This window comes from Stenotrophomonas sp. GD03930 (genome assembly GCF_029839665.1).
GTDB classification, from domain to species: domain Bacteria; phylum Pseudomonadota; class Gammaproteobacteria; order Xanthomonadales; family Xanthomonadaceae; genus Stenotrophomonas; species Stenotrophomonas forensis.
The window spans coordinates 157,100-182,116 of sequence record NZ_JAOCAV010000001.1 but is presented as its reverse complement, the minus strand read 5'-3'; the positions used below and the strand labels follow the sequence as shown (position 1 = coordinate 182,116).

The 25,017-nt window shown below is 67.2% G+C and carries 25 protein-coding genes; 10 read left to right on the top strand and 15 right to left on the bottom strand.

Going from position 1 to position 25,017, the window contains the following annotated elements; translation table 11 throughout:
- The first annotated feature begins 13 nt into the window (after window positions 1-13).
- The 3 genes from N5C18_RS00940 to N5C18_RS00930 all read left to right on the top strand — a co-directional run bounded on the left by N5C18_RS00940 (window position 14) and on the right by N5C18_RS00930 (window position 5,015).
- On the top strand, window positions 14-874 hold the full coding sequence (locus N5C18_RS00940; RefSeq protein WP_164241148.1) for a PAAR domain-containing protein: 861 nt from the start codon (window positions 14-16) through the stop codon (window positions 872-874).
- Between the two features lie 15 nt (window positions 875-889).
- Window positions 890-1,660: a PoNe immunity protein domain-containing protein gene (locus N5C18_RS00935; protein ID WP_080376014.1), complete on the top strand. Its 771-nt coding sequence runs from the start codon at window positions 890-892 to the stop codon at window positions 1,658-1,660.
- 328 nt (window positions 1,661-1,988) lie between these two features.
- Window positions 1,989-5,015 carry a ligand-binding sensor domain-containing diguanylate cyclase gene (locus tag N5C18_RS00930; RefSeq protein WP_279943596.1) on the top strand — a complete coding sequence of 1,009 codons (3,027 nt, stop codon included), beginning with the start codon at window positions 1,989-1,991 and terminating at the stop codon, window positions 5,013-5,015.
- Between the two features lie 98 nt (window positions 5,016-5,113).
- Here the strand turns inward: N5C18_RS00930 and rnt are convergent, their stop codons facing one another.
- From rnt to pstS (N5C18_RS00875), 11 genes are all read right to left on the bottom strand, one after another.
- Window positions 5,114-5,698 (bottom strand): ribonuclease T, encoded by a 585-nt coding sequence (rnt, locus tag N5C18_RS00925; RefSeq protein ID WP_008267547.1) that lies wholly within the window; start codon window positions 5,696-5,698, stop codon window positions 5,114-5,116.
- A 284-nt stretch (window positions 5,699-5,982) separates the two neighbouring features.
- Entirely contained in the window at window positions 5,983-6,504 is a 522-nt protein-coding gene (locus tag N5C18_RS00920; RefSeq protein ID WP_053511435.1) for a DoxX family protein, read from the bottom strand.
- A 23-nt stretch (window positions 6,505-6,527) separates the two neighbouring features.
- Window positions 6,528-7,283, bottom strand: a complete 756-nt coding sequence (locus N5C18_RS00915; protein WP_053511434.1) for a putative DNA-binding domain-containing protein — start codon at window positions 7,281-7,283, stop codon at window positions 6,528-6,530.
- Window positions 7,276-8,151, bottom strand: a complete 876-nt coding sequence (locus N5C18_RS00910; RefSeq protein ID WP_053511433.1) for a DUF692 domain-containing protein — start codon at window positions 8,149-8,151, stop codon at window positions 7,276-7,278. The genes N5C18_RS00915 and N5C18_RS00910 overlap by 8 nt, the downstream gene beginning before the upstream one ends.
- Window positions 8,138-8,494 carry a hypothetical protein gene (locus N5C18_RS00905; RefSeq protein WP_279943595.1) on the bottom strand — a complete coding sequence of 119 codons (357 nt, stop codon included), beginning with the start codon at window positions 8,492-8,494 and terminating at the stop codon, window positions 8,138-8,140. The genes N5C18_RS00910 and N5C18_RS00905 overlap by 14 nt, the downstream gene beginning before the upstream one ends.
- A 227-nt stretch (window positions 8,495-8,721) precedes the next feature.
- A complete protein-coding gene (phoU, locus tag N5C18_RS00900) occupies window positions 8,722-9,429 on the bottom strand; it encodes a phosphate signaling complex protein PhoU (RefSeq protein WP_008265615.1) in 708 nt (235 codons plus the stop codon).
- Window positions 9,430-9,505: 76 nt separating this feature from the next.
- Window positions 9,506-10,336 carry a phosphate ABC transporter ATP-binding protein PstB gene (pstB, locus tag N5C18_RS00895; RefSeq protein ID WP_005408788.1) on the bottom strand — a complete coding sequence of 277 codons (831 nt, stop codon included), beginning with the start codon at window positions 10,334-10,336 and terminating at the stop codon, window positions 9,506-9,508.
- 19 nt (window positions 10,337-10,355) lie between these two features.
- On the bottom strand, window positions 10,356-11,219 hold the full coding sequence (gene pstA / locus N5C18_RS00890; protein ID WP_006428262.1) for a phosphate ABC transporter permease PstA: 864 nt from the start codon (window positions 11,217-11,219) through the stop codon (window positions 10,356-10,358).
- Window positions 11,219-12,187, bottom strand: coding sequence for a phosphate ABC transporter permease subunit PstC (gene pstC / locus N5C18_RS00885; protein ID WP_008267250.1), 969 nt, complete (start codon window positions 12,185-12,187; stop codon window positions 11,219-11,221). The genes pstA and pstC overlap by 1 nt, the downstream gene beginning before the upstream one ends.
- An 82-nt stretch (window positions 12,188-12,269) precedes the next feature.
- Window positions 12,270-13,358 carry a phosphate ABC transporter substrate-binding protein PstS gene (pstS, locus tag N5C18_RS00880; RefSeq protein ID WP_049458236.1) on the bottom strand — a complete coding sequence of 363 codons (1,089 nt, stop codon included), beginning with the start codon at window positions 13,356-13,358 and terminating at the stop codon, window positions 12,270-12,272.
- 487 nt (window positions 13,359-13,845) lie between these two features.
- Window positions 13,846-14,862: a phosphate ABC transporter substrate-binding protein PstS gene (gene pstS / locus N5C18_RS00875; RefSeq protein WP_008267138.1), complete on the bottom strand. Its 1,017-nt coding sequence runs from the start codon at window positions 14,860-14,862 to the stop codon at window positions 13,846-13,848.
- Between the two features lie 133 nt (window positions 14,863-14,995).
- Between pstS (N5C18_RS00875) and N5C18_RS00870 the strand changes: the two genes are divergently transcribed.
- Both N5C18_RS00870 and N5C18_RS00865 read left to right on the top strand, forming a co-directional pair.
- Complete coding sequence (locus N5C18_RS00870) at window positions 14,996-15,220, top strand: hypothetical protein (protein ID WP_279943594.1); 225 nt, start codon at window positions 14,996-14,998, stop codon at window positions 15,218-15,220.
- A gap of 139 nt (window positions 15,221-15,359) precedes the next feature.
- Entirely contained in the window at window positions 15,360-16,592 is a 1,233-nt protein-coding gene (locus N5C18_RS00865) for a porin (protein WP_053449245.1), read from the top strand.
- Window positions 16,593-16,671: 79 nt separating this feature from the next.
- Here the strand turns inward: N5C18_RS00865 and nth are convergent, their stop codons facing one another.
- Genes nth through N5C18_RS00850 form a run of 3 tightly spaced genes read right to left on the bottom strand, consistent with a single transcriptional unit; the run spans window position 16,672 to window position 18,504 of the window.
- Window positions 16,672-17,364, bottom strand: a complete 693-nt coding sequence (gene nth, locus N5C18_RS00860) for an endonuclease III (protein WP_053512053.1) — start codon at window positions 17,362-17,364, stop codon at window positions 16,672-16,674.
- On the bottom strand, window positions 17,364-17,717 hold the full coding sequence (locus N5C18_RS00855) for a hypothetical protein (protein WP_008267356.1): 354 nt from the start codon (window positions 17,715-17,717) through the stop codon (window positions 17,364-17,366). Before N5C18_RS00855 ends, nth begins: the two co-directional genes overlap by 1 nt.
- Window positions 17,718-17,721: 4 nt before the next feature.
- Window positions 17,722-18,504 (bottom strand): enoyl-CoA hydratase-related protein, encoded by a 783-nt coding sequence (locus N5C18_RS00850; protein WP_279943593.1) that lies wholly within the window; start codon window positions 18,502-18,504, stop codon window positions 17,722-17,724.
- A gap of 167 nt (window positions 18,505-18,671) precedes the next feature.
- Between N5C18_RS00850 and N5C18_RS00845 the strand changes: the two genes are divergently transcribed.
- The 3 genes from N5C18_RS00845 (at window position 18,672) to N5C18_RS00835 (ending at window position 21,187) form a co-directional block, all read left to right on the top strand.
- Window positions 18,672-19,373 carry an FKBP-type peptidyl-prolyl cis-trans isomerase N-terminal domain-containing protein gene (locus N5C18_RS00845; RefSeq protein ID WP_005408797.1) on the top strand — a complete coding sequence of 234 codons (702 nt, stop codon included), beginning with the start codon at window positions 18,672-18,674 and terminating at the stop codon, window positions 19,371-19,373.
- Window positions 19,374-19,475: 102 nt separating this feature from the next.
- Window positions 19,476-20,288: a CoA pyrophosphatase gene (locus N5C18_RS00840; RefSeq protein WP_164086144.1), complete on the top strand. Its 813-nt coding sequence runs from the start codon at window positions 19,476-19,478 to the stop codon at window positions 20,286-20,288.
- Complete coding sequence (locus tag N5C18_RS00835) at window positions 20,285-21,187, top strand: sulfurtransferase (protein ID WP_279943592.1); 903 nt, start codon at window positions 20,285-20,287, stop codon at window positions 21,185-21,187. Before N5C18_RS00840 ends, N5C18_RS00835 begins: the two co-directional genes overlap by 4 nt.
- Before the next feature lie 333 nt (window positions 21,188-21,520).
- Here the strand turns inward: N5C18_RS00835 and N5C18_RS00830 are convergent, their stop codons facing one another.
- Window positions 21,521-22,087: an N-acetylmuramoyl-L-alanine amidase gene (locus tag N5C18_RS00830; RefSeq protein WP_053509879.1), complete on the bottom strand. Its 567-nt coding sequence runs from the start codon at window positions 22,085-22,087 to the stop codon at window positions 21,521-21,523.
- 72 nt (window positions 22,088-22,159) lie between these two features.
- Here N5C18_RS00830 and N5C18_RS00825 point away from each other — a divergent pair, with 72 nt between their 5' ends.
- Window positions 22,160-22,687 (top strand): hypothetical protein, encoded by a 528-nt coding sequence (locus N5C18_RS00825; RefSeq protein ID WP_279943591.1) that lies wholly within the window; start codon window positions 22,160-22,162, stop codon window positions 22,685-22,687.
- Window positions 22,688-22,832: 145 nt separating this feature from the next.
- Window positions 22,833-24,971, top strand: a complete 2,139-nt coding sequence (rlmKL, locus tag N5C18_RS00820; RefSeq protein ID WP_180878290.1) for a bifunctional 23S rRNA (guanine(2069)-N(7))-methyltransferase RlmK/23S rRNA (guanine(2445)-N(2))-methyltransferase RlmL — start codon at window positions 22,833-22,835, stop codon at window positions 24,969-24,971.
- The last annotated feature ends 46 nt before the right edge of the window (window positions 24,972-25,017 follow it).

Below are 25,017 nucleotides of genomic sequence, written 5' to 3'. Positions count from 1 at the left end.
GCAGATGGCACGGATGTGGATCGTGGTCGGCGACGCCACCACGGGTGGCGGGCGGGTGCTGACCGGATCGTCGAATACGGATATCGAAGGCAAGGCCGTGGCCTGCGTGGGTGACAAGGCGACGTGTCCGAAGCATGGGGGCGCGTTCGAGATCGTCACCGGGGACCCGACGCTGATCCTCGATGGCAAGCCGATCGCGCGCGAAGGCGATTCGCTGGCCTGTGGCTGCAGGTTGCTCGGAGGCGCTCAGTCGCTGGTGTACGTGGTTGACGGCGGCGGCGGTGCGTCGGTCTCCGCGGCGCCTACCGCGCCGTCAGCGGTGAACCTGTGGAGCGCCACGCCACCGCCCAGCGGTTTCGTTGCCCGTGATGTGGCAGTTACGCGCGAGGTCGTGCTGCATTGCCATTACGGCGACCTGGACTGCACGCCCGCGCGCGGTGTCAGTTACCGGGCGACTCTGTCCGATGGCCGCGTGTTCAGCGGCCATCTCGATGACGAAGGCCGTGCACGCCTGCCGCAGGTGAGCGTGGGGCCAGTGCAGGTGATCTACCAGCACGAGGCGGACAGCGCCGACTCTGCTGAGATTGAGGCCTGCCGCGAACGCCTTCGCGTCGCCCTGCAGCACATCGTGGAGCAGACCCGGCAGGATTTTGCTGCGGACTGGCGGCAATGGAACAGTGCCAGCGCTGCTCATCGGGCCTTCCTGATGGAACTGAACGGCATCGAAGGCCAGGCGAAGGGGGCATGGGACTGGGTCAGTGGCAGCGTGGAAACGGTGAAGAGGGGCGCGTCGAGAAGCTTGTTGTCAGAGTGGCCGAAGACGGAACGGTTGGGACTGTCAGAATCGATTGATGTCCGCTTCGGAGTCAATTAAGGGTTTGATCCAACAATGAAAATGCGAGATTCGCGCAAGAACAGAAGCTACTTTGACCGCTGGATCGAGCATGAGAGAGCATCGATTCAGCGAAAGGAATCGAGAATCGCGGGGGATGAACTGCCGCGCAAAGGGCGTGTTCTTGCTGCCTCAAGGCTTTTCGATTCAGTGTTGGGAGTGGTGGTAATGCGATATTCCCGAGGTGATGACATCGAATCAATCAAGGGTGAGGTGAGGTCGCTCCTTCCAGTGCGCGAGAAGATGACCAAACTCTGCGATCTGCTGGAGACCGGTGAGGGAAGTTACCGTTTCCAGTTCGAGGACATCCGGCAAGATCACTTCGTGCAATGGCTATGGTGGCTGGCTTTCGCGCTCTCGCTGGACATGGGGCGAGAGTACATTCAACGAAGCTTGAAGCTGCTGCGGAACGCCGGAAAAGACGAACTCTTCGACGCGATCGCAGTTGCGCTGGGGGATGCGGGCCGACCCGTTTCCACTGAGGTGTTGTATCGCCAGTACCTCCCGCTCATGGAAGCAATCGCCTCACCCTCGGGCCGGCCCGGGCTCGTAAAGGAGTTCCTGGACGGCTGGTATGCAGGCAGCCGCAACGTGTACTGGCACGGGAATCACCGTGACGACGACAGCGGCTACATGGGCTACTGGGCCTTCGAGGCCGCGCTGGTCGTGATGCTGTTCGACATCGACGATTCGAGCTTCCGCGACCACGAGTACTACCCGGCCGATCTGGTAGCCCATTACCGGCGTCGTGCCGGTGACAGGACGTAGTTGTCCCTCCGCTGAGGTGCCAGGCGAGGGGTCTTCTGGACTGGCCTGTGGTCACCGCCTGGGATCGGACGCTGTACCGGACCAATCCCTCCCGCCGCAAACCCGCATCGCCTGCACGGCTGGATCTGAAAGCCCGCCGTTGTTGCCGCGGGCGTGGTCCATGGCTGATTAGGCGCGGCGGGCTGGCGTTTGCCCTATCATTCGCGCATCTCCCCAGACGCCCCCCGATGAGCCAGCCTGTTCCCGTCGGCACGCCGCCCCGCGTTGCCCGCGCGTTTCCGCACGCTGCCAGACCCCGCAGCCACCGCTGGCCACCGCCACTGCGCTGATGGGCGGACAGGGGGACACGAGGCGCTGGGCGGAGCGCCGCAGATCATCATTCAGGCGGGCATTGCGGCAGGGGCTGCTGTGGCTGCTGCTGGCCGTGGCCGCGCCACTGGCGGCACAGGAAGGCGCGCCGCCGCTGCGGGACTACGCGATCGACGTCTGGACCTCGCGCAACGGCCTGCCGCACAACTCGCTGCGTGACATCGCGCAGACCCCGGAGGGGCATCTCTGGTTCGCCACCTGGGAAGGCCTGGTGCGCTACAACGGCCTGGATTTCACCGTGTTCGACCGCAGTACCCGCCCGGGCCTGCGCGACAACGGCATCGGCGCGCTCTACGTCGATCGCCAGGGCGGGCTGTGGATCAGCGATTCGCGCGGCAATGTCAGCCATCGCGGCAACGACGGCCAGTGGCGGGTCTGGGAGCACCAGGGCGATACCCCGCAGGTGCTGATCCAGTCCATGCAGATGGACAGCCAGGGACGCCTGTGGCTGCTGTACGAAGGCAAGGGGCTCGGCTACCTGGTGCCGGACAAGGGCATCGTCTACCAGGCGCCGGCGGCTGAACTGCCGATGGCGATGAGCTTCACCAAACTGGTGGTCGACGCGCAGGACCGGGTCTGGGTCGGCACGCTCGATGGGCTGGTGCTGCGTGACAACGACGGTGTGCTCAAGCGCGCACCTGCCGCGTGGGGCTTGGGCGCAGGTACCGGGCTGTCGTGGCCGTACCGCGCTCCGGATGGCGCCCTGTGGATCGTCGCCGGCGAGCGCCTGTACCGGGTGGAGGACGATCAGCTGGTGCTGGTGCACCGCCTGCCGGGCCAGCTGCACATGACCGCGATGCTGCAGGACCGCCACGGCGACCTGTGGCTGGGTACCGAGAACCAGGGCCTGCTGCGGATCTCCACGCATGGGCTGGAGCGGCTGCCGGCGGGGTTGAACCTGCCCGGCGGGCGCGTTGTCAGCCTGCGCGAGGATGCGGAGGGCAGCATCTGGGTGGGTGCCAACGGCGGCCTGTACCGCCTGCGCGAGACACTGTTCAGCAGCTACACCGAGCGCGATGGCCTCAGTGGCGACTATGTGCGCACCGTGTTCGAGGACCGTGACCGCCAGTTGTGGGTCGGCAGCGCCAGCGGCCTGGACCTGCAGACGCCGGACGGCCGCTTCCGTGCGGTGCCGTTGCACAACCGGGGCGGCAAGGCGCCGTCGGTCCTCAGCCTGGCGCAGGGCCCGGCGGGGGATCTGTGGGTCGGCACCTTCGGTGACGGCGTCTACCGCCTCGGCCCGGACGGCAGCCTGCGGCACAACTATGCGGCCGCCGATGGCATGCCGGGAGGCAACATCCGCGCGATCAGCGTGGATGCGCAGGGCGTGGTCTGGGCCGGCACGCAGAAGGGCGTGGTCCGCATCGACGGCGACCGCGTGCAGGTATCGAGCGTGCCGGGCATGCCCGGTGGCCTGATCACCGCGCTCGAGCATGACCACCAGGGCAACCTGTGGATCGGCACCATCGAAGGCATCCGCGTGCTGCGCGGCAACCACGTGCAGTCGATCGACCTGGCCCCGATGGGCGGCGGCCGCAGCGTGTTCGGCTTCCATCAGCTGGGCGATGCGATGTGGATCAGCAGCGACCGCGGCCTGTACCGCTGGCAGAACGGCCGGCTGGCGCGGGTAGGCCTGGAGCAGGGCATGCCGGTGGATGCGGTGTTCCAGCTGGTGCCCGACCGCCTTGGCAACGTGTGGGTCAGCAGCAATCGAGGCGTGCTGCGCACCGACATGGCCACGCTCAATGCGGTGGCCGACGGCCGCGCGCCGCGGGTGCTGGTGGAGCGCTACAACGAGATTGACGGCATGGCCAACGCGCAGGCCAACGGCAGTTCGGGCCCGTCGGCGATCCTGCGCCAGGACGGCACGTTCTGGGTGGTCACCGCGGGCGGGCTGAGCACGGTCGATCCGCAGCGCCTGCAGCGCTTCCGTGAACGCCCGTCACCGCCGGCGGCGATCGAGAGCGTGCAGGTGGATGGTGCGCCGGTGCATTGGGAAGGCCCCGACCGCAACTACATTCCCGGCGGCCGTCGCCTGGCGGTGAGCTACGTGGGCCTGAGCTACCTGATGTCCGACCGGATCCGCTACCGCACGCGGCTGGAGGGCCTGGATGCCGGCTGGGTCGAACGCGGCCCGCAGCGCAGCGTCGAGTTCGTCGGCCTGCCGCCGGGGGATTACACCCTGCACGTGGCCGCTGCGCACCCGGCGGGGGCCTGGGGCCAGCAGGAAGCGGTGTGGAGCTTCACCGTGGAGCCGTTCTGGTGGCAGCGCCGCAGCGTGCAGGCGCTGGGCGGGCTGTTGCTGCTGGCCGGCCTGGTGGCGCTGTACCGCCTGCTGCTGCAGCAGCTGAAGGCCAGCAACCTGCGCCTGGCCCGGAGCGTGGACGAGGCGACCTTCGACCTGCAGGCCAAGACCGTGCACCTGCAGGCGCTGAACCAGGAAAAGACCGAGCTGGCCGAGCGCCTGGCACGGCAGGCCGAGGCGTTCGAGCGGCAGGCCCGCGAAGATGCCCTGACCGGGCTGGCCAATCGCCGTGGCTTCGATGAAACCCTGGCCCGCGACTTCGCGCGCTCGCAGCGCAGCGGTCATCCGCTGTGCCTGGTGGTGCTGGACATCGATCACTTCAAGGACGTCAACGACCGCCACAGCCACAGCATCGGCGATGCGGTGCTGGTGGAGGTGGCGCGATTGATCGCCGCGGCCTGCCGCGATTCGGACCTGCCCGCGCGTACCGGTGGCGAAGAGTTCGCGCTGCTGCTCAACGACACGCGCCTGGAAGAAGCCGCGCAGCTGTGCGCGCGCCTGCGCGGGCTGTTCCATGACCATCCGGACTGGGCCGGCGTGGACGGCCTGCGCGTGACCTTCAGCGCAGGCCTGGTGGAGCTGGATGCGGATGACCGGACCCCGGCGCTGCTGTACCAGCGCGCCGACCGCGCGCTGTACCGGGCCAAGAGCGACGGCCGCGATCGTACGAGTATTGGTTGATCGCATCCACGCATGGCGTGGATCTACAGGCAGGTTGGATGGTGGGTGCGGACCGTTGGTCCGCACGGCCGATGCATTCATCCATGCATGGCGTGGATCTACCGCGGCCAGGCGTTGGCAATCGTGCAGAACAAGCGCGCCGTCTGCTCGGTGTCGTACACCGCGCTGTGCGCTTCATTCGCGTCCCAGCCCAGTCCGGCGGCCGTGGCCGCACGCGCCAGCACGGTCTGCCCATAGGCGATGCCGGCCAGGGTGACCGTGTCGAACACGCTGAACGGATGGAACGGATTGCGCTTGTGGCCGGTACGCGCAACGGCCGCATTGACGAAACCGAGGTCGAAATGGGCGTTGTGGCCGACCAGGATCGCGCGCTGGCAGCCGTACTTCTTCATCGCGGCACGCACCGGGACGAAGATGTGGTCCAGTGCCGCTTTCTCTTCCTTGGCCAGCCGGAACGGGTGGTCGAGGATGATGCCGGTCACTTCCAGCGACTTCGGATCGATCTCCAGGCCCTCGGCCGGCACCACGTGTGCGCTGGCGGTCTGGCCGGGGTAGAGCAGGCCGTTCTCGTCCATCTCGATCGGCACGGCGGCGATTTCCAGCAGCGCATTGCGCTGGCTGTCGAAACCGCCGGTTTCCACATCGACCACCACCGGCAGGAAGCCGCGGAAGCGTTGTGACATCGCGCGCTGCGCCTGGGGAACTGCGGAATCGGAAGTGGCGGCAGGTGCGGGGGTGGGGTCAGTCATGCGTGAATTCTAGCAGAGCGCCCCCGAGCGCCCGACTGGCCTGTGGCGCACGGGTTCCCTGCGCAGGAGCGTGTCGACCAAGGTCGACACCCACCGGAGCACCACACCACCAGGTTCCCGGCAGGTGCCAACCCCTGAAACCCGGTAGGTGCCAACCTTTGGTACCCGGTAGGTGCCAACCTTGGTTGGCACAGAGCGCGCCGGACCCCGGTCAGCGCCTACCGCGCAGCGGGCCGGACCGTCATGCCCGATGGAAACCACCGCGCCAACCACGCATCCACGCTCAGCTTGCCGGCACCGGCAAAGATCAACGGCAGCAGCATCGCCATGAACAGCACCGGCAGCTTGAAGTTGCCGAAGCCCTGGTCGCTGATCGCATAGCCCATCGCAAGGTCGCCCAGCGAGTGCCATTCCATCGGCCAGTGCACGGCATAGGTTGCCACCACCGTCAGCACCAGCAGGCCGGTGGAGGCGAAACGGGTGCCGAAACCGAACAGCAGGCAGGCTGCACCGAGCAGTTCGAACCAGGTCGCCAGCTGCCAGTTCAGGGCGGATGGCAACTGGTCGAACGGGAACGGAAAGGCGTCCTGCAGGTCGGCGAACCAGTTCTGGCCCTGCAGCTTCTCGCGGCCGGATTCGAAGAATTCCCAGGCCAGCAGCAGGCGCAGGCCGAGCGGGGCCAACCAGGGGGCGAGACGGTCCAGCTGGCCGCGTGCGACGGCCAGGGTCGGAAGGTTCATCAGGGGATCTCCGCGGAAGGGGGTCAGGGAGGGGCTGTGAGCGGGCCGATCACGCCAGCCTGCAGGAACTGCCGAAGCAACGCGGCACCGGGTCCGGCCAGCGCGTCCTCGGCCAGCCCGTGGGCATTGGCCAGGTGTTGCAGGTAGGCCTGGCCCTCGAGGCCGGGTTGCTCGCCGATGCTGGCCAGCAGGTACACCGCCAGCGGGCTGAGTGCGGCGAACCGCACCTCCCCATCGGCTTCGCGGCGTACCAGCAGGCCGGTCGGTTCGACTGGTGGCTGCGTTGGCGCGTCCTCGGCACCGAGCCGATGCACCGGCCACTGGTACAGCAGCGGCCAGGCCAGCGGCGAGCGCTGCAGCGGCACCTGCAGAGGATCGATGTCGCCCGCGGGCGGCAGGGGCTCGGCGGCCAGCTGGTACAGCGCGGTTTCCACCCACTCGTAGTGGGCCAGCTCGGCCAGTGCCGGATGCGGCAGCTGCGGCCGTGCCTGCAGCCATTGCACGAACTCGGCGGCCAGCTCGGTGAACAACGGCGTCTGGCAGCGATGGGTGGCGAAGTACTGGCGCACCAGCGCGCTCCAGGCGGGTTCGCCGAGCAGGCGCACGCAGACCGGGAAACCGTTGCTCAACAGGCCGAGCAGATTGTTGAACAGCAGCCGTTGGTAGACCGCCACGCGACGCGGTTCCAGGCCTGCCGGCGCGGCCACCGCCTGCGGGTCGCGCAGGTGCGCGGTGAACGCATGCTGCTGTGCACGCAGGGAATCGGGAGCCTCAGCCATGACCGTCACCGGCGTGCGTGGCCTGCAGGCGGCGGATGGTCTGCAGCTCGCCCTGCAGTTCGGCATAGGGCGGGAAATTGAAGTCGCGTTCGAGCAGGGTCGGGCGCGCGCCGATACGCGCATAGGTACGCGCCAGCAGTTCCCAGACCGGATCGATCACCGCACTGCCGTGGGTATCGATCTTCAGGTCCGGTGCTTCATCCAGGTGCCCGGCCACATGCAGGCAGACGATGCGATCGGCGGGCAGCCCAGCAATGAAGGCGTCGGCATCGTAGCCGTGGTTGCAGGCGTTGACGTAGACATTGTTGACGTCCAGCAGCAGGTCGCAGTCGGCTTCGGAAAGCACGGCGTTGGTGAAGGCCAGTTCGTCCATCGCCGGTTCCGGTGCCAGGTAGTAGGACACATTCTCCACCGCGATGCGGCGGCCGAGCAGATCCTGCACCTGGCGGATGCGCGCCGCGGTATGGCGCACCGCTTCATCGGTGAAGGGGATCGGCAGCAGGTCGTACAGGTGGCCGTCGTCGCTGCAGTAGCTCAGGTGCTCGCTGTACAGCGGCACGCGATGGGTCTCGAGGAACTGGCCGACCTGTTCCAGCAGCTGGGTATCCAGTGGCGCACTGCCACCCAGCGACAACGACAGGCCGTGGCAGCTCAGCGGGTGGCGCTGCGCCAGTTCGGCCAGCGCGTCGCCGGCGGGCCCACCGACATGGATCCAGTTCTCCGGTGCGCATTCGAGGAAATCGAAGTCGCCGGCCGGTGCATCACGCAGATCCTGCAGCAGCGCCCGGCGCAGGCCCAACCCGGCAGCCGCCGCGCGAAGCGGCGACCGCGGGTGGACCATGCGGGCGCGGACGTCAGTGCTTGCCACCGCACTTGCCTTCGCCGCACTTGCCTTCAGCCGACTTCTTGTCGCCGGTCTTGGTCTTGGCACCGGCGGCAGCACCGGCGGCCTTGCCCTTGTCGGCGCCGCACTTGCCTTCAGCACTCTTGCCGTCGGCGCCACACTTGCCTTCGGCGTGCTTGGTCGCGTCGGCGGCCATCTTGGTGTCGGCGGCCTTGGCATCGGTGCTGGCCTTGGCAGCCTGGCCGGCCACCAGGTAGCCCTGGGCGAGGTCGCTCATGCTCAGGGCCGAGGCACTAGCGGTCATGCCCAGGCCGGCGGCCAGGGCGGTAGCAGTCAGCAGGGACAGGGTCTTGTTGGAACTGCTCATCGGTCGTGCTCCTGGGTGGTGTGGGCGGGTGCCCGGGTGGCCGGCAGGGGTGCCGGTGGAAACGATGGTGCAGCGATCCTACTCAACGAATCCTCGCCAAGACCTCAAATTTTCGTGAGGTTTGTTACAGAAGGGGAGACCGGTGGCCGGAATGCCCAGAAACAAGAAGGCCGCTGTCGCAAGGACAGCGGCCACCATGGAGTCAACTCACGTGTTGCAGTGCAGCGTCAGGGCTGGCCGGTGCTGGAGGTCTCGTCGCGCTTCTCGCGCGGCGGCAGCGGCTGCTCGCCGTGCACCAGGAACCACACGTTCTCGGCGATGTTGGTGGCGTGGTCGCCCACGCGCTCCAGGTTCTTGGCCATGAACAGCAGATGGGTGCACGGAGTGATGTTGCGCGGGTCTTCCATCATGTAGGTCAGCAGCTCGCGGAACAGCGCGGTGTACTGCGCGTCCAGGCGGGCGTCGTCCTCACGCAGCGCCAGTGCGGCGTCGGCGTCGTTGTCGCGGTAGGCGGCGATGGCGCGGCGCACCTGCTGCGCGGCCAGGCGGCCCAGCGCACGCAGGCCCTGGATCTGCGGCAGCGGCGGTACCTTGCCCAGTGCGATCGAACGCTTGGCGACATTGGCCGCGTAGTCGCCGATGCGCTCGATGTCGGCCGGGATGCGCAGGCCGGCCAGGATTTCGCGCAGGTCGCGGGCCATCGGCCCGCGCAGCGCCAGGCGCATCACGTCGTGGCTGATCTGCTGTTCCAGCGCGTCGATGGCTTCATCGTTGGCGATGATGCGATGGGCGGCGTTCTCGTCGCGCTTCTCGATCACGTCCATCGCCGCTTCGAGCTGGGCGACGGCCATCTCGCCCATGCGCACGATTTCGGCCACCAGGCGCTGCTGCTCTTCGTCGTAGCTCTTGACGATGTGGTCGTTGGGAAGGTTCATGGTTGTTCCACTCTGTAGAGTCGAGCCACGCTCGACTGCCGTTGTCTGTAGAGTCGAGCCACGCTCGACTGACGTTTCAGCCGAAGCGACCGGTGATGTAGTCCTCGGTCTGCCGCTGCGACGGCTGCGAGAAGATCACTTCGGTGCGGTCGTGCTCGATCAGGTCGCCCAGGTACATGAAGGCGGTGTAGTCGGACACGCGCGCGGCCTGCTGCATGTTGTGGGTGACGATGACGATGGTGTACTCGTGCTTGAGCTCTTCCACCAGCTGCTCGATGCGGCTGGTCGAGATCGGGTCCAGCGCCGAGGTCGGCTCGTCCAGCAGCAGCACCGACGGGCGCAGGGCCACGGCGCGGGCGATGCACAGGCGCTGCTGCTGGCCACCGGACAGGCCCAGCGCGCTCTGGCCCAGCTTGTCCTTCACTTCGTCCCACAGCGCGCCCTGGCGCAGCGCCTGCTCGACGCGGTCGGCCATGTCGGCCTTGCTCAGCTTCTCGTGGTGGCGGATGCCGTAGGCCACGTTCTCGAAGATGGTCATCGGGAACGGCACCGGCTTCTGGAACACCATGCCGACCTTGCTGCGCAGGCGGTTCATCGGGTACTTCGGCGACAGGATGTTCTCGCCGTCCAGCAGCACCTCACCGCGCGCTTCCAGCTTCGGGTACAGCGCGTAGATGCGGTTGAAGATGCGCAGCAGGGTCGACTTGCCGCAACCGGACGGACCGATCAGCGCGGTCACGCGCTTTTCCGGAATCTCCAGGTTGATGCCCTTCAGGGCGTGGAACTTGTCGTAGTAGAAGTCCAGTCCACGCGCGGCCAGCTTGACCGGCGACGGCGTGTGCAGGCTCTCGTGCGAGGACGGCACGGCGATGCGCTGCATCGGCACGGCATTGGAAAGGTCGTTCATGGCGTTATCCACGGAAAGGTTAGTCATGGGAGATACGGTTGCGCAGCAGGATGCCGCGGGCGGCAAGACTGACCAGCAACACGAAGACAGTCAGCACCAGGGCACCGGCCCAGGCCAGCACCTGCCAGGATTCATACGGGCTGCCGGCGAACTGGTTCATCACCACCGGCACCGAGGCCATCGGCTGGAAGATGTTGTTGTTCCAGTACTGGTTGCCGAAGGCGGTGAACAGCAGCGGGGCGGTTTCGCCGGAAATGCGCGCCAGCGCCAGCAGGATGCCGGTGATGATGCCGGCCGACGCGCTGCGGTACAGCACCTGCACGATCACCTTCCACTGCGGGATGCCCAGCGAAAGCGCAGCTTCGCGCATCTGCGAGGGCACCAGGCGCAGCATCTCGTCGGTGGTGCGCACCACCACCGGCAGCACGATGAAGGCCAGCGACAGCGCACCGGCGAATGCCGAGAAGTTGCCGCCGGTCTGCATCACGTACAGGGTGTAGACGAACAGGCCGAGCACGATCGACGGCGCCGACAGCAGGATGTCGTTGACGAAGCGGACCACGGTGCCGGCCTTGCGGGCGTTGCCGTACTCGGCCAGCCAGGTACCGGCCAGCACGCCCAGCGGGGTGCCGATGCCGATCGCCAGCGCACACATCACGGCGCTGCCGAAGAAGGCGTTGGCAAGACCGCCTTCCTGCATCGGCGGCGGCGTCATCTTGGTGAACAGATCCAGGTTGATGCCGGCCAGGCCCTTGGAGGCCAGGGTGAACAGGATCCAGCCCAGGAAGAACAGGCCGAACAGGGCGGTGGCGCAGGATGCGGTGATCGCAACGACGTTGCCGATGCGGCGGCGCAGGTACAGCGAATCAGCGGTGGTGGACATCAGTTGCCCTCCTTGCGGGACAGGCGCATCAGCATCAGGCGGGCGATGGCCAGCACCACGAAGGTGACGATGAAGAGGACGAAGCCGAGCAGCAGCAGGGCCGAGCGGTAGGTTTCAGTGGCTTCGCCGAAATCGTTGGCGATCAGCGCGGCGATGGTGGTGCCCGGTTCCAGCAGCGATGGCGACAGGCGCACGCTGTTGCCGATCACGAAGGCCACTGCCATCGTTTCACCCAGGGCGCGGCCGAGGCCAAGGAAGATGCCGCCGATCACCGCCGAGCGGGTGTAGGGCAGCACGATGTCCCAGCTCACTTCCCACTTGGTGGAGCCCAGCGCGTAGGCCGACTCCTTCAGGCGGGTCGGCACGGTCAGGAACACTTCGCGCATCACCGAGGAGATGAACGGAATGACCATGATGGCCAGCACGAAACCGGCGGTAAGCATGCCGATGCCCAGCGGCGGCCCCTGGAACATCGGGCCGATGATCGGCCACTCGCCCAGGGTTTCGTTGAGGAACGGGGTGACGTACTCGGTCATCACCGGCACCAGCACGAACAGGCCCCACATGCCGTAGATGATCGAGGGGATGCCGGCCAGCAGTTCAATGGCGGTACCGACCGGGCCACGCAGCCAGCGCGGCGCGACTTCGGTGAGGAAGAAGGCGATGCCGAAGCTGACCGGCACGGCAATGACCATCGCGATCAGCGCGGTGACCAGGGTGCCGTAGATCGGGGCGAGGGCACCGAACTTGTTTTCGACCGGATTCCAGTCGGCGGAGAAGAAGAAGCTCAGGCCCTGCATCTGCAGGGCATGGCGGCCGCCCCACAGCATCGACAGCGCGGCGCAGGCCAAGGCGATCAGGACGAAGATGACGGTGCCGACCAGCACCCATCGGAACAGTTTGTCGTTGCGGGCATCACGCGCATCACGCGTGGACGGGGCGGCTACAGGCTGGGCGATGGCATTCATGGGGACGGCTGGGCCAGGAAGGGGCGGGGCGGCATGGCGTGGAAGCAGCGGTGCCCGCGCGGGGCGGGCACCGTCGTATCCATCACTTCAGGTCGGTCGCCCAGTAGGCCTCGATCTGCTTGACCAGTTCGGCCGGCAGCGGCACGTAGTGCAGCTCGTTGGCCTGGGCCTGGCCGTTCTCGAAGGCCCACTTGAAGAAGGCCAGGGTGTCCTGGTTGCGCTTGGCGTCCTTCGGCTGCTTCTGCATCAGCATGAAGTTGGTGGCGGTGATCGGCCACGCCTGGTCGCCCGGGGCATTGGTGATGACCAGGTTGAAGTCCTTGGCGCTGGCCCAGTCGGCGCTGGCGGCCGCGGCGGCGAAGGTCTCCGCGCTCGGCTCGACCCAGTTGCCGGCCGCGTTCTGCATGGCGGTGTACGGCATGCCGTTCTGCAGCGCGTAGGCCAGCTCGACGTAGCCGATCGAACCCTTGATCTGCTTCACGTAGGACGCGACGCCTTCATTGCCCTTGCCACCCACGCCGTCCGGCCACTGCACCGAGGTGCCTTCGCCGACCTTGGCCTTCCAGTCCGGGCTGACCTTGGACAGGTAGTTGGAGAAGTTGAAGGTGGTGCCCGAACCATCCGAACGGTGGACCAGGGTGATCTTGCCGTCCGGCAGCTTCACGCCCGGGTTGGCGGCGACGATGGCCGGATCGTTCCAGGTCTTGACCTTGCCCAGGAAGATGTCGGCCAGCAGGGCGCCGCTCAGGCGCAGCTTGCCGCCCTCCAGGCCTTCGATGTTGACCACCGGCACCACGCCGCCGATGGCGGACGGGAACTGGGCCAGGCCAGCCTGGGCCAGCTCTTCGCTGCTCAGCGGCTTGTCCGAGGAACCGAAGTCGACGGTGCCGGCCTTGATCTGTGCAATGCCGCCGCCGGAACCGATCGACTGGTAGTTGATCTTGGCGCCGGTGCTGGCGTTGTAGTCAGCCGACCACTTGGAGACCAGCGGGAAGATGAAGGACGCGCCCGCGCCGGAGACCTCGGCGGTCACCTTGGCACCGGCAGCGGCCGGAGCGGCAGCACCGTCGGCAGCTGGCTGCTGTGCGGCCTGCTTGTCGCCACCGCAGGCCGACAGGCCCAGGGCGATGGCCAGGGAAAGGGCGGCAAGGCCGGCCGAGTGCAGTTTCATGGTCACTCCATAGCGGGGAAGAGCCGACGGGGTCGGCGGATGCGGCTATGAAATGATGTTTTTGTTACAGCCGTATTACGACCATGACAGAGGTGTCCTGGATCACGTTCCGACAAGGGTTTCACAGGGTGTGCCACGATCCGGGAGACCCCCGCAGACCCCGGATCTGCGCACGGTATGACCGGCGGATGGCCTCCGTAGCGTCGAGCTTGCTCGACTGCTCCATGCTCTCGGTAGGTGCGGACCGTTGGTCCGCACACTCCAGCACCCAGCCGAGTCCTTGGCCCTTCGTAGAGTCGAGCTTGCTCGACCAGGGCCGACCAGGAGCAGTCGAGCAAGCTCGACTCTACCCACCCGGGGCAGTCGAGCAAGCTCGACGCCACCGGCAAACGAGAAAGGCGCGAGATCTCGAGGATCTCGCGCCCGGGTGGGATCGGCGGGGGAGAGAGGACCCGCCGATCCCGTTCCTGCGGGGGAACGCGCTTGCTTACTTCAGGTTCTGCGACCAGTAGGTCTCGATCTGGCGGACCAGGCTGTCCGGCAGCGGCACGTAGTCCAGCTGGCGGGCCTGGGCGTCGCCGCTCTTGTAGACCCAGCGGAAGAACTCCTGGGTGGCCTTGCCGTTGGCAGCGTTCTTCGGCTTCTTGTGCACCAGGATGAAGTTGGTCGCGGTGATCGGCCAGGACTCGGCGCCCGGGGCGTTGGTCATCACCAGGTAGAAGTCCTTGGCGCTGGCCCAGTCGGCGCTGGCGGCAGCGGCGGCGAACGAGGCGTCGCTCGGCTGCACGAACTTGCCGGCGGCATTCTTCATCGCGGTGTACGACAGCTTGTTCTGCAGCGCGTAGGACAGTTCGACGTAGCCGATGCCGCCCTTGATCTGCTTCACGTAGGCAGCAACGCCTTCGTTGCCCTTGCCGCCGATGCCGGCCGGCCACTGGACCGAGGTGCCTTCACCGACCGAGCTCTTCCACTCCGGGCTGACCTTGGACAGGTAGTTGACGAAGTTGAAGGTGGTGCCCGAACCGTCCGAACGGTGCACGACGGTGATCTTGGCGCTCGGCAGGGTCAGGCCCGGGTTCAGCGCGGCGATGGCCGGGTCGTTCCAGGTCTTGATCTTGCCCAGGAAGATGTTGGCCAGCACGGTGCCGTCCAGCTTCAGCGCGCCCGGAGCGATGCCGGCCACGTTGACCACCGGCACCACGCCGCCGATCACCGACGGGAACTGGGCCAGGCCCGAAGCAGCCAGTTCTTCCGGCTTCAGCGGGGCGTCGGAGGAGCCGAAATCAACGGTCTTGGCCTTGATCTGGGCGATACCACCGCCGGAGCCGATCGACTGGTAGTTGACCTTGTTGCTGGTGGCGGCGTTGTAGTCGGCCGACCACTTCGACATCACCGGGTAGATGAACGAGGCGCCCGCGCCGGTGATTTCAGCGGCGTTGGCGGCGAACACGGACGACGCTGCGAAGACGGCAACGGCAACGCGCGACTTGAAGGCGTGGATCACGGGGTGGCTCCTGGGTTGATTGGGATGCGGGGTTACCCGCCCGGTGCACATTCCATAACGGTTCGATGACAGCGCGGGGACCGTTGTATGACGCATCCATGACAGCGTTGCCCGGCGCCCGTGGAGCAGGGGCGTGAAGGAACGACGCAGCCGTTGTGACCCCTTTCTATATGTCGCTGATGGCCTGTCCGATGCATGCGTGTTCCGGGCATTCCGCAGCGATCCGGCGTTTTCCGCGCGCAACCGGCGCGGCAGGTGGACGCCGCGCGGCGGCGGCCAGCGCGTCGACGCCGATACATCACGCCATATGCCGCAAGGGATCGACAAGGATGGCGCGACAAATGCGTCGTACGCATGACCGCACGAAGAAATCTGTGGTTGGTGCTCAGGTTGTCATTCGGCTGTCATGGTTTTAACGGAATGTTCGCAAAACGCTTGACCGGCCTGCCGGCGTGGCGTTCTGCCCAAGCCATTCCAACCCTCTGGAGAAATCCAAAATGCGTTCCCATTTGCTCGCCGCCGCGGTCGTTGCAAGCCTCGGTCTGGTTTCCGCCGACGCCTTCGCAGCTCCCGCCAGCACGGGCGTATCCCAGGCACAGCTGCAGCAGCTGCAGGCGCAGATCGCTGCTCTGCAGGCCCAGGTCCAGCAGCTGCAGAGCGACTCGCAGGCGCTGCAGGCGCAGTCCGACGCGCAGTCTGAAGTGAACATCACCCAGGCCCAGGCCCTGGAAGGTGCGCAGAAGACCCAGACCAGCGTCGACAAGCTGGCCAAGCTGGTCAATGACAACAAGATTGGCGGTCGCATGTTCTTCGACCTGACCAACATCGACAAGACCAGCAACGGCAAGGACACCGCCGCCAGCGGCACCGGCCTGGACGTCAAGCGCTTCTACCTGACCGTCGACCACAAGTTCAACGACATCTGGTCGGCGAACCTGACCACCGACTTCCAGTACAGCTCGGCCATCGGCAACACCGAACTGTTCGTCAAGAAAGCCTACGTGCAGGGCAGCTTCGACCCGGCCTTCAACCTGCGCGTCGGTGCCGCCGACATGCCGTGGATCCCGTACGTCGAGAAGTTCTACGGCATGCGCTATGTCGAGAACACCCTGACCGATCGCCTGAAGTACGGCAACTCGTCCGACTGGGGCCTGCATGGCTTCGGCAACCTGGGCAACAACTTCAACTACGCCGTCTCGGTCGTGTCCGGCGCCGGTTACAAGAACCCGACCCGCAGCAAGGGCATGGACGTGGAAGGCCGCGTGGCCTACACCCCGAACGAGAACTTCGTGGTCGCCGTCGGTGGCTACAGCGGCAAGCTGGGCAAGGAAACCGACATCCAGAGCGCCGAGAACACCTACACCCGCGCCAACGCGATGGTGGCCTACGCCGACAGCAACTTCCGCGTCGGTGGCGAGTACTTCCAGGCCAAGAACCTCAACAACGTGCTGACCGTTGCCACCGACAAGACCAGCGGCTGGTCGGTGTGGGGCAGCGTGCGCGTCACCGACGGCGGCATCAACGTGTTCGGTCGTTACGATGACACCGACGTCAGCAAGACCCTGGACCCGACCCTGAGCGACAAGTACTGGAACGTCGGCGTCGAGTTCCCGGTCATGAAGAACCTCAAGCTGTCGACCGTGTACAAGTACACGCACCTGGCCAACGCCGGCGACAAGAAGAACGACAAGACCAAGGAATTCGGCGTCTGGGGCGACCTGTCGTTCTGATCACCTGAAACACAGTGTCTGAAAGCGAGACGGCGGGCCTGGTGCCCGCCGTCTTCGTTTCGTCACAACACGGTCCGCGTCACGCTTCGGCCGTGGTCTTGTCCTTGAACCGGCAAAGGTCGGCAATCACGCAGCCCGGGCAATCCGGCTTGCGCGCCTTGCACACATAGCGGCCGTGCAGGATCAGCCAGTGATGCGCGTCGAGCAGGAACTCGGCCGGAATCGCCTTCACCAGTTTGTCTTCCACCTCGCGCACGTTCTTGCCGGGGGCCAGCCCGGTGCGGTTGGCCACGCGGAAGATATGCGTATCCACCGCCATCACCGGCTCGCCGAACGCCGTGTTGAGCACCACGTTGGCGGTCTTGCGGCCGACGCCGGGCAGCGCCTCCAGCGCATCGCGGTCACGCGGCACTTCGCCGCCATGCTTCTCCAGCAGGATCGCGCAGGTGGCGATCACGTTCTTCGCCTTGGCGTTGAACAGGCCGATGGTGGCGATGTACTGCTTCAGGCCGTCCTCGCCCAGCGCGAGGATCTTCGCCGGCGTGTTGGCCACCGGGAACAGGCGGCGCGTGGCCTTGTTGACGCCGACGTCGGTGGCCTGTGCCGACAGCGCCACCGCCACCAGCAGTTCGAACGGCGAGCTGTATTCCAGTTCGGTCTTCGGGTGCGGATTGAGTTCGCGCAGGCGGGTGAACATTTCCACCACGTCGGCACGCGGCATCACGCCGCCGCGGCGCGCCGCTGCGCGCGCGGTCTTCTTCACCGTGGCCATTACTGCTCCTTGCCAGTGGCGCGGGCCTTGGCCCGGGCGAGGATGGCCGCCGCTGCCGCGGGCAGGGCCGGCTTCACGTCCGGTGCCGGGGCGGGTGTCCGGCGTGCGTCGCGTTCGGCCTCACGGCGCGCCAGGCGCACCGCTCGGGCGCGGTAGCGTTCGCGCGCGGCCCAGGCCGCGTGCAACTGCTGCTGGGCCTGCTGCAGGCGCTGCGGCAACTCGGGGTGGCCGGGCAGCAACTGTTCGTCGCCGGCACGGGCGACATAGTCCATCAGCCCGTCCTGCAGGGCGCCATCGAGATCGTCTGCCTGGACCCGGGCGAACAGCTGCGCGGGGTTGGGTCGGGATGCCATGGCGTCAGCGGTTCTGGAAGGCCGGCGGACGGCGCTGCAGGAAGGCGCTGGTGCCTTCGCGCATGTCCTCGGTGGCGAACAGCAGGCCGAACTGTGCGCTTTCGTACTCCAGGCCCGCTTCCAGGCTGCACTCGCCGCCCACGTGCACCGCATCGAGCAGGCCACGCAGGGCCAGCGGCGCCGAACGTGCCAGCTGGCGGGCCACGTCCTGCACGCGGCTGTCCAGCGCGTCGGCGGGCACCACCTCGTTGACGATGCCCAGTTCCAGCGCACGTGCTGCATTGACCGGTGCACCCAGCAGGCACAGCTCCAGGGTGGCGGCACGGCCGCACAGGCGCAGCAGGCGCTGGCTGCCGCCGAAGCCCGGGATCAGGCCGAGGTTGATTTCCGGTTGGCCGACCTTGGCGGTATCGGCGGCGATGCGCAGGTGGCAGGCCATCGCCAGCTCCAGGCCGCCGCCCAGCGCGAAACCGTTCACGCGGGCGATGACCGGCTTGGGCATGCGCTCGATCTGGCGCATCAGGCCCTGGCCGAGCAGGGAGAAATCACGTCCCTGAACGGCGCTGAGGGTGTTCATCTCGGCGATGTCGGCGCCGGCCACGAAGGCCTTGGGGCCGGCGCCGGTCAGCACCACCACGCGCACTTCCGGGTCGGCGGCGGCGGCGCTGAACACCTCGGCCAGGGCCTGCAGGGTCGCGGCATTGAGGGCGTTGAGCTTGTCCGGGCGCTGGACGGTCACGGTGCGGATGGCGCCGTCGTCGGCGACAGCGATCAGGGCATCGGCCACGGGGAAACTCCTGGAACGTTAAAAAAAAGTGATATTGAACTCTGCAAACGCAGACGGGTCATAGCCTGCATCGTGAGTAGCGGTTACACGTTGCGCCCGTTATCCTAACCCGTCGCCTCAGGGCGGCGCAGAACGTCCCTGAGTTACCACCCCTGGAGAACTGTTTGATGAAGTTGCGTTCTATCGCGGTCGCCGTCGCGGCCCTGGCCCTGACGGGCAATGCCTTCGCCCAGGACGTTTCGTCCGAAAAGGGCAAGCTGAGCTACTACTTCGGTTACGACTACGGCAACAACCTGGCGGAGCTGACCGGTCGTGGTGAGCAGCTGGACATCAACTCGGTGGTGAAGGGCCTGCAGGACGCCTACGCCAAGAAGCAGCCGGCGATCACCGCCGAGCAGCTGAAGCCGGCCGTTGAAGCGTTCCAGAAGCGCGAGCAGGGCCGTGCCCAGGCCGCCAAGGCCGAGTACGAAAAGGCCGCTGCCGAAAACAAGACCAAGAGTGATCAGTTCATCGCAGCGAACAAGGCCAAGGCCGGCGTGCAGTCCCTGCCGAGCGGCGTCCAGTACCGCGTGATCGAAGCCGGCAAGGGTGCCAAGCCGACCCAGGCCAGCACCGTGCAGCTGGAAGTGGCCGGTCCGTTCCCGTACGGCCAGCGCCCGACCGAAGCCCGCCCGGCCCAGCAGATCCCGTCGATCAAGGTCAGCGAAGTCGAAATGAAGGCCATGCGCGAGACCCTGCTGCAGATGCCGGCAGGCTCGAAGTGGGAAGTCACCCTGCCGCCGGATCAGGCCTACGGTGCCGACCCGCGCACCCCGTTCCCGCCGAACGTGGCTGTGCAGTTCGAGATCAAGCTGGTCAGCGTCAAGTAATATCGAAGCAGTAAACGAAACGCGCCGGTGATCCCACCGGCGCGTTTTTGTTTGTGCAGTGCCTGACGCGCAAATCCAGCCCATTCGCGCTACTGTTGCAGGGTGCAAACAACGGAAGAATCGGCGCGTGTTGTCGCAAGTCCCTGCATCGGAGTGTGCAAGCTGGATCCAGACCGGCAGTGCACCGGCTGCGGGCGGCATCTCGACGAGATCGCAAGGTGGTCGTCGATGAGCAACGAGGAACGCAGCCGCATCCTGCATCGCGTGCAACCCCTGCGTGAACAGCTGCAGCAATCATTGCGCGGCTCGCTGGCCGATCACGAACGCCTGATGCGCGCGCTGCATCCACTGGCCGTGCCGCCGCTTGGCGACGGCTGGAACCGCAGTGAACTGATCGACCTCCTGCCGCCCGGCCCCCCCGTGGAAGCGGCGGTGCTGGCCGGCATCGTGCCGCGTGCCAACGGCGCACAGGTGATCCTCACCCGCCGTACCGAGACCCTGCGCACCCATGGTGGCCAGGTCGGGTTCCCCGGCGGTCGCACCGAACCGGACGACCGCGATGCACTGGCCGCTGCACTGCGCGAGAGCCAGGAAGAAATCGCGCTGGCGCCCGGCCAGGTGCAGGCGCTGGGCTACCTGGATCCCTTCGTGACGATCACCGGTTACCGGGTCACGCCGGTGGTGGCGGTGGTGGATCCGGACTTCGTGCCGGTGCCGCAACCCAGCGAAGTGGCCGAGGTGTTCGAGGTGCCGTTGGACTACCTGATGGCTGCCGACAACCTGCGCCAGGTCGAAATCAATCATCGCGGCCGCATCCGCCACGTCCTTGAATACGGCTGGCCGGGCCAGCGCATCTGGGGCGCGACCGCGGCCATCCTCTACAACCTGCGTCGCCGCCTGGAGCAAGTGCAATGAAGCCGATCGATCTGCCGTGGACCACCCTGGTCGATGTCGCCACCCTGGCCGCTGCATTGGGTAAGGGCGTGCGCGTGGTCGACGCGCGTGCAACCGCCAGCACGGCCGTGCGCGTGGTCGATGCGCGGTCATCGCTGGCTGATCCGCAGGCCGGTGGCGGCCAGTACCTTGCAGGGCACATCCCGGGTGCGGTCTACGCCGATCTCAATCGCGACCTGTCCGACCTATCGCGCGTGGGCCATGGTCGCCATCCGCTGCCGGACAGCGACGCCTTCGCCGCGAAGCTGGGCCAATGGGGCATTGGTCCGGATACCCAGGTGGTGGTCTACGACGGCAGCGACGGCAGCATGGCCGCCGCGCGGCTGTGGTGGTTGCTGCGCCTGCTCGGCCATGGCCGGGTGGCGGTGCTCGACGGCGGCATCGCCGCCTGGCAGGCTGCCGGCCATCCGCTGGCAACGGGGGAGGAGGCGGTAACAGCGCTGCCGGCCTATCCGGGGCGTTTCGATAGCACCCAGATCGCCAATGCCGATGAAATCTCTGCGCGGCTGAAGCACGCGCCGGGCTGGCTGGTCGACGCACGCGCGGGCGAACGCTTCCGCGGCGAAGTGGAGCCGCTGGACCCGGTCGCCGGTCACGTACCCGGCGCGGTCAACCGTCCGTTTGCGTTGAACGTCCTCGACGGCCGCCTGCGTGATGCACAGGAACTGCGCGCCGAACTGCAGGGCGTGATCGGCAACCGCGATCCGCAACAGGTGGTGCTGATGTGCGGCTCTGGCGTGACGGCCTGCCATCTGCTGCTGGCGATGGAATCGGCCGGTTTGTCCGGCGCACGCATCTACGCCGATTCCTGGAGCGGTTGGGTCAGCGACAGCAGCCGCCCGGTGGCCAGCGGCGCGTGAGCTCGTACCCTCGCACGCATCGCGCATGAAGCAGTCGAGCATGGCTCGACTCTACAAAAGCCCATTCCGATCGATGTGACGCTCATCCACGCATGGCGTGGATCCACCGTGTCGACCAAGGTCGACACCCACCCACAGCAGCCGGAATCTGTCGAAGGCGGGGTGGGTCCGGTTGCGGGGGCGTGAGCCGCATGGATGCGGCGACCGAGCCTACATGGACGTATTTACGGCGTCCCCCGCAACCGGACCCACCCCGCCATCCCACCGACAGCCCGCTTTTGACGTTGACGTTGACGTTGCCTCTGCAGGTGCAGGGCGCAGCCCTGCAAACCCTCACCCCAACGCCTGCAGCGGCACCTTCGCCAGAATCCGCGCCCACGGGAACAACGGCCCCGGATCACGCTTGCGCGCCACCCGCAGCGTTGGATCGTCGCTGGCCGCCACCTGCTCCAGATCCAGCTGGTCGTGCCCGGCAATCCGCCGCAGCGACGGGTAGTGCGCCGCCAGCGCCAGCAGCAACTGTTCCAGTGCCACCAGCTGCGCCTCGGTGTACGGCTCGTCCATCGCCTGGTGGCGGCTGTCGAACCAGTGCGGGTAACGCCCGGTATTGACCAGCTCGATGCCCAGCGTATGTGCGTTCATGCCGCGCACGTGGTGGGCCACCCGTTCCGGTGCCACGTACTGCACCACGCGACCGTCACGGTCGATGTAGAAGTGGCCGCTGTTGCCGGCGCCACTGTCGTACAGCACGCGCTCGCCGTACTCGCGGGCCATCGCCAGGTCGGGCAGCTCGGTGCAGTGGATCACCACCATCTCCAGCGCGGCCGGGTCGCGCAGCGGCAGGCGGTCGTGGTAGGGCAGGGGCTGCAGCTGCAGGCCGGGCAGGAGCGGGTTGGGCATCCGGCGATGCTAGCATTGCGGCATGAACCTGCCTTCCCTTTCCTCATCGGCCCGCTCGCGCGGAGCGCGCGCATGAGCCGCGGCCACTGCATCCTGTCGCACGGTTTCGAGAGCGGCCCGGAAGCGATCAAGGTCACCGCGCTGGCCGAGGTGGCACAACGCCTGGGCTGGTCCCATGAACGCCCGGACTACACCGACCTGGACGCGATGAGCGAGGTCAGCCGGGTGGGCGACGTGCCGACCCGCCTGCGCCGCCTGGTCGAGCGCACCGCCCTCGCTGCCGGGCAAGGGCCGGTGGTGCTGGCCGGCTCCAGCCTCGGTGCCTACATTTCCGCCATCGCCTCGCTGCAGGTGCCGGTGGCCGGCCTGTTCCTGATGGTGCCACCGACCACCATGGGCCCGATGCCGGCTCTGGATGCCGCCGCGGTACCGACCACGGTGGTGCAGGCCTGGCACGACGAGGTGGTGCCGGCCGCCGGGGTCATTGCCTGGGCACAGGCGCGATCGGCGCAGCTGTTGCTGGTCGATGATGGGCACCGCCTTGAGCACCATGTGGAGGTCTCCGCGCAGGCCTTCGAGCGCCTGCTGCGCCAGCTGTGAAGCCCGGGCGCACGGCGCGCCCGCCCGCATTGACTACAATGGCAGCCCCGCCGCCCCCGGCGCGGGCCTGCCGGCCGTGCCTACGGCCCTCCTTTCCGACTGGCCCGGCCCCTGTGCCGCGCCCGACCACCTGCGAACCGATCCTGTGAAATTCTTCGTCTCCTGCGCCAAGGGCCTGGAATACCTGCTTGCCGATGAACTGTCGGCCCTGGGCCTTGGCAAGGCCACCGCCACCATTGCCGGCGTCAACGCCGACGGCGAACTGGAGCAGGCGCTGCGGATCGTCATGTGGTCGCGCCTGGCCAGCCGCGTGCTGTGGCCGATCGACGAGTTCGAGTGCCCGGACGAGCAGGCCCTGTACGACGGCGTGCGTGCGCTGCCGTGGCATGAGCACATCAAGCCGGAAATGACCCTGGCGGTGGACGCGCACGTGTCCGGCGACAAGATCACCCACGCCCGCTTCGCCGCGCAGCGGATCAAGGACGCCATCGTCGACCGCATGCGTGACGAAGGCCTGGAACGCCCTTCGGTCAACACCGACCTGCCCGACGTGCGCGTGAACCTGTCGCTGCGCAAGGGCCGTGCCTCGCTGTCGATCGACCTGGGCGGCGGCCCGCTGCACCGCCGTGGCTGGCGCGGTGCAGCCCACGAGGCGCCGCTGAAGGAAAACCTGGCCGCCGCGCTGCTGTTGCGCGCGCAGTGGCCGCGCCTGCACGCCGCTGGTGGTGGCCTGCTCGACCCGATGTGCGGTAGCGGCACGCTGCTGATCGAGGGCGCGCTGATGGCCGCCGACGTTGCCCCCGGCCTGATGCGCCACGGCAGCCTGCCGCCGAGCCGCTGGCTGGGCTTCGACAAGGCCGCCTGGAAGGCCATCCAGAGCGAGGCACGTGACCGCGAAGCGGCCGGCCTGGCAGCGTTGAAACCGGTCATCCACGGCAGCGACATCGACCCGACCGCGATCCAGGCGGCGCGCGAGAACGCCGAAGTAGCGGGCGTCGCCCATGCGATCCGCTTCACCCGCGCCGACGTGGCCGACCTGGCCGCGCCGGAGCAGGAGATCGGCGCGGTGGTCTGCAACCCGCCGTACGACGAGCGCCTGGCGGCCGATCCGGCGCTGTACCGCGCGCTGGGCAATGCCCTGCAGAAGGCGGTGCCGCAGTGGCGCGCCAGCCTGCTGTGCGGCAACGACGAACTGGCCTTCGCCACCGGCCTGCGCGCCGGCAAGAAGTACCAGATGTTCAACGGTGCGCTGGAATGCGCGCTGATCGTCTGCGACCCGATCGCCGTGCCGGGCCGCGACCCGGCGCAGCCGCGCGAGCTGAGCGAAGGTGCGCAGATGGTGGCCAACCGCCTGCGCAAGAACCTGAAGAAGTTCAAGAGCTGGCGCGCCCGCGAGGACATCACCTGCTTCCGCGCCTACGATGCCGACCTGCCGGAGTACGCGGCCGCCATCGACGTCTACGAGGAAGACGGTGGCCAGCGCCGCACCTTCCTGCATGTGCAGGAATACGCCGCGCCGGCGGCGATTCCGGAGAACGACGTGCGCCGTCGCCGCAACGAGTTGCTGGCGGCCGCGCGTGAAGTATTCGGCGTGCCGCCGGAACAGGTGTCGATGAAGTCGCGCGAGCGCGGCAAGGGCGGCAGCAAGTACGGCCGCTTCGAACAGCGCGACGAGTTCATCGTGGTGCGTGAGAACAACGCGCTGCTGCAGGTGAACCTGTTCGATTACCTGGATACCGGCCTGTTCCTCGACCATCGCCCGCTGCGCCGGATGATGGCCGAGCAGGTGCGCGGCAAGCGCTTCCTCAACCTGTTCTGCTACACCGGCGTGGCCAGCGTGCAGGCGGCCGTGGCCGGTGCCGCCAGCACCACCAGCGTCGACCTGTCGGCCACCTACCTGCAGTGGTGCTACGACAACCTGGCGTTGAACGGGCAGGGCGGCAACCAGCATCTGCTGGTGCAGGCCGACGCCATGGCGTGGCTGGAAGGCGACCGCGGCCAGTACGACGTGATCTTCTGTGACCCGCCGACCTTCTCCAACTCCGCGCGCGCCGACGACTTCGACGTGCAGCGCGAGCAGCTGAAGCTGTTGCGTGCGGCCGTGGCGCGCCTGGCGCCGGGCGGTGTGCTGTATTTCTCCAACAACTTCCGCCGCTTCAAGCTGGAAGAGAACGCCATCGCCGAGTTCGCCCAGTGCCGCGAGATCACCGCGCGCACCATCGGCCCGGATTTCGAGCGCAACGCGCGCATCCACCGCGCGTGGGAATTGAAGCGGTTGGGGTAAGTCCGGTAGTGCCGGCCGCTGGCCGGCAACGATGTCAGACCCGCAG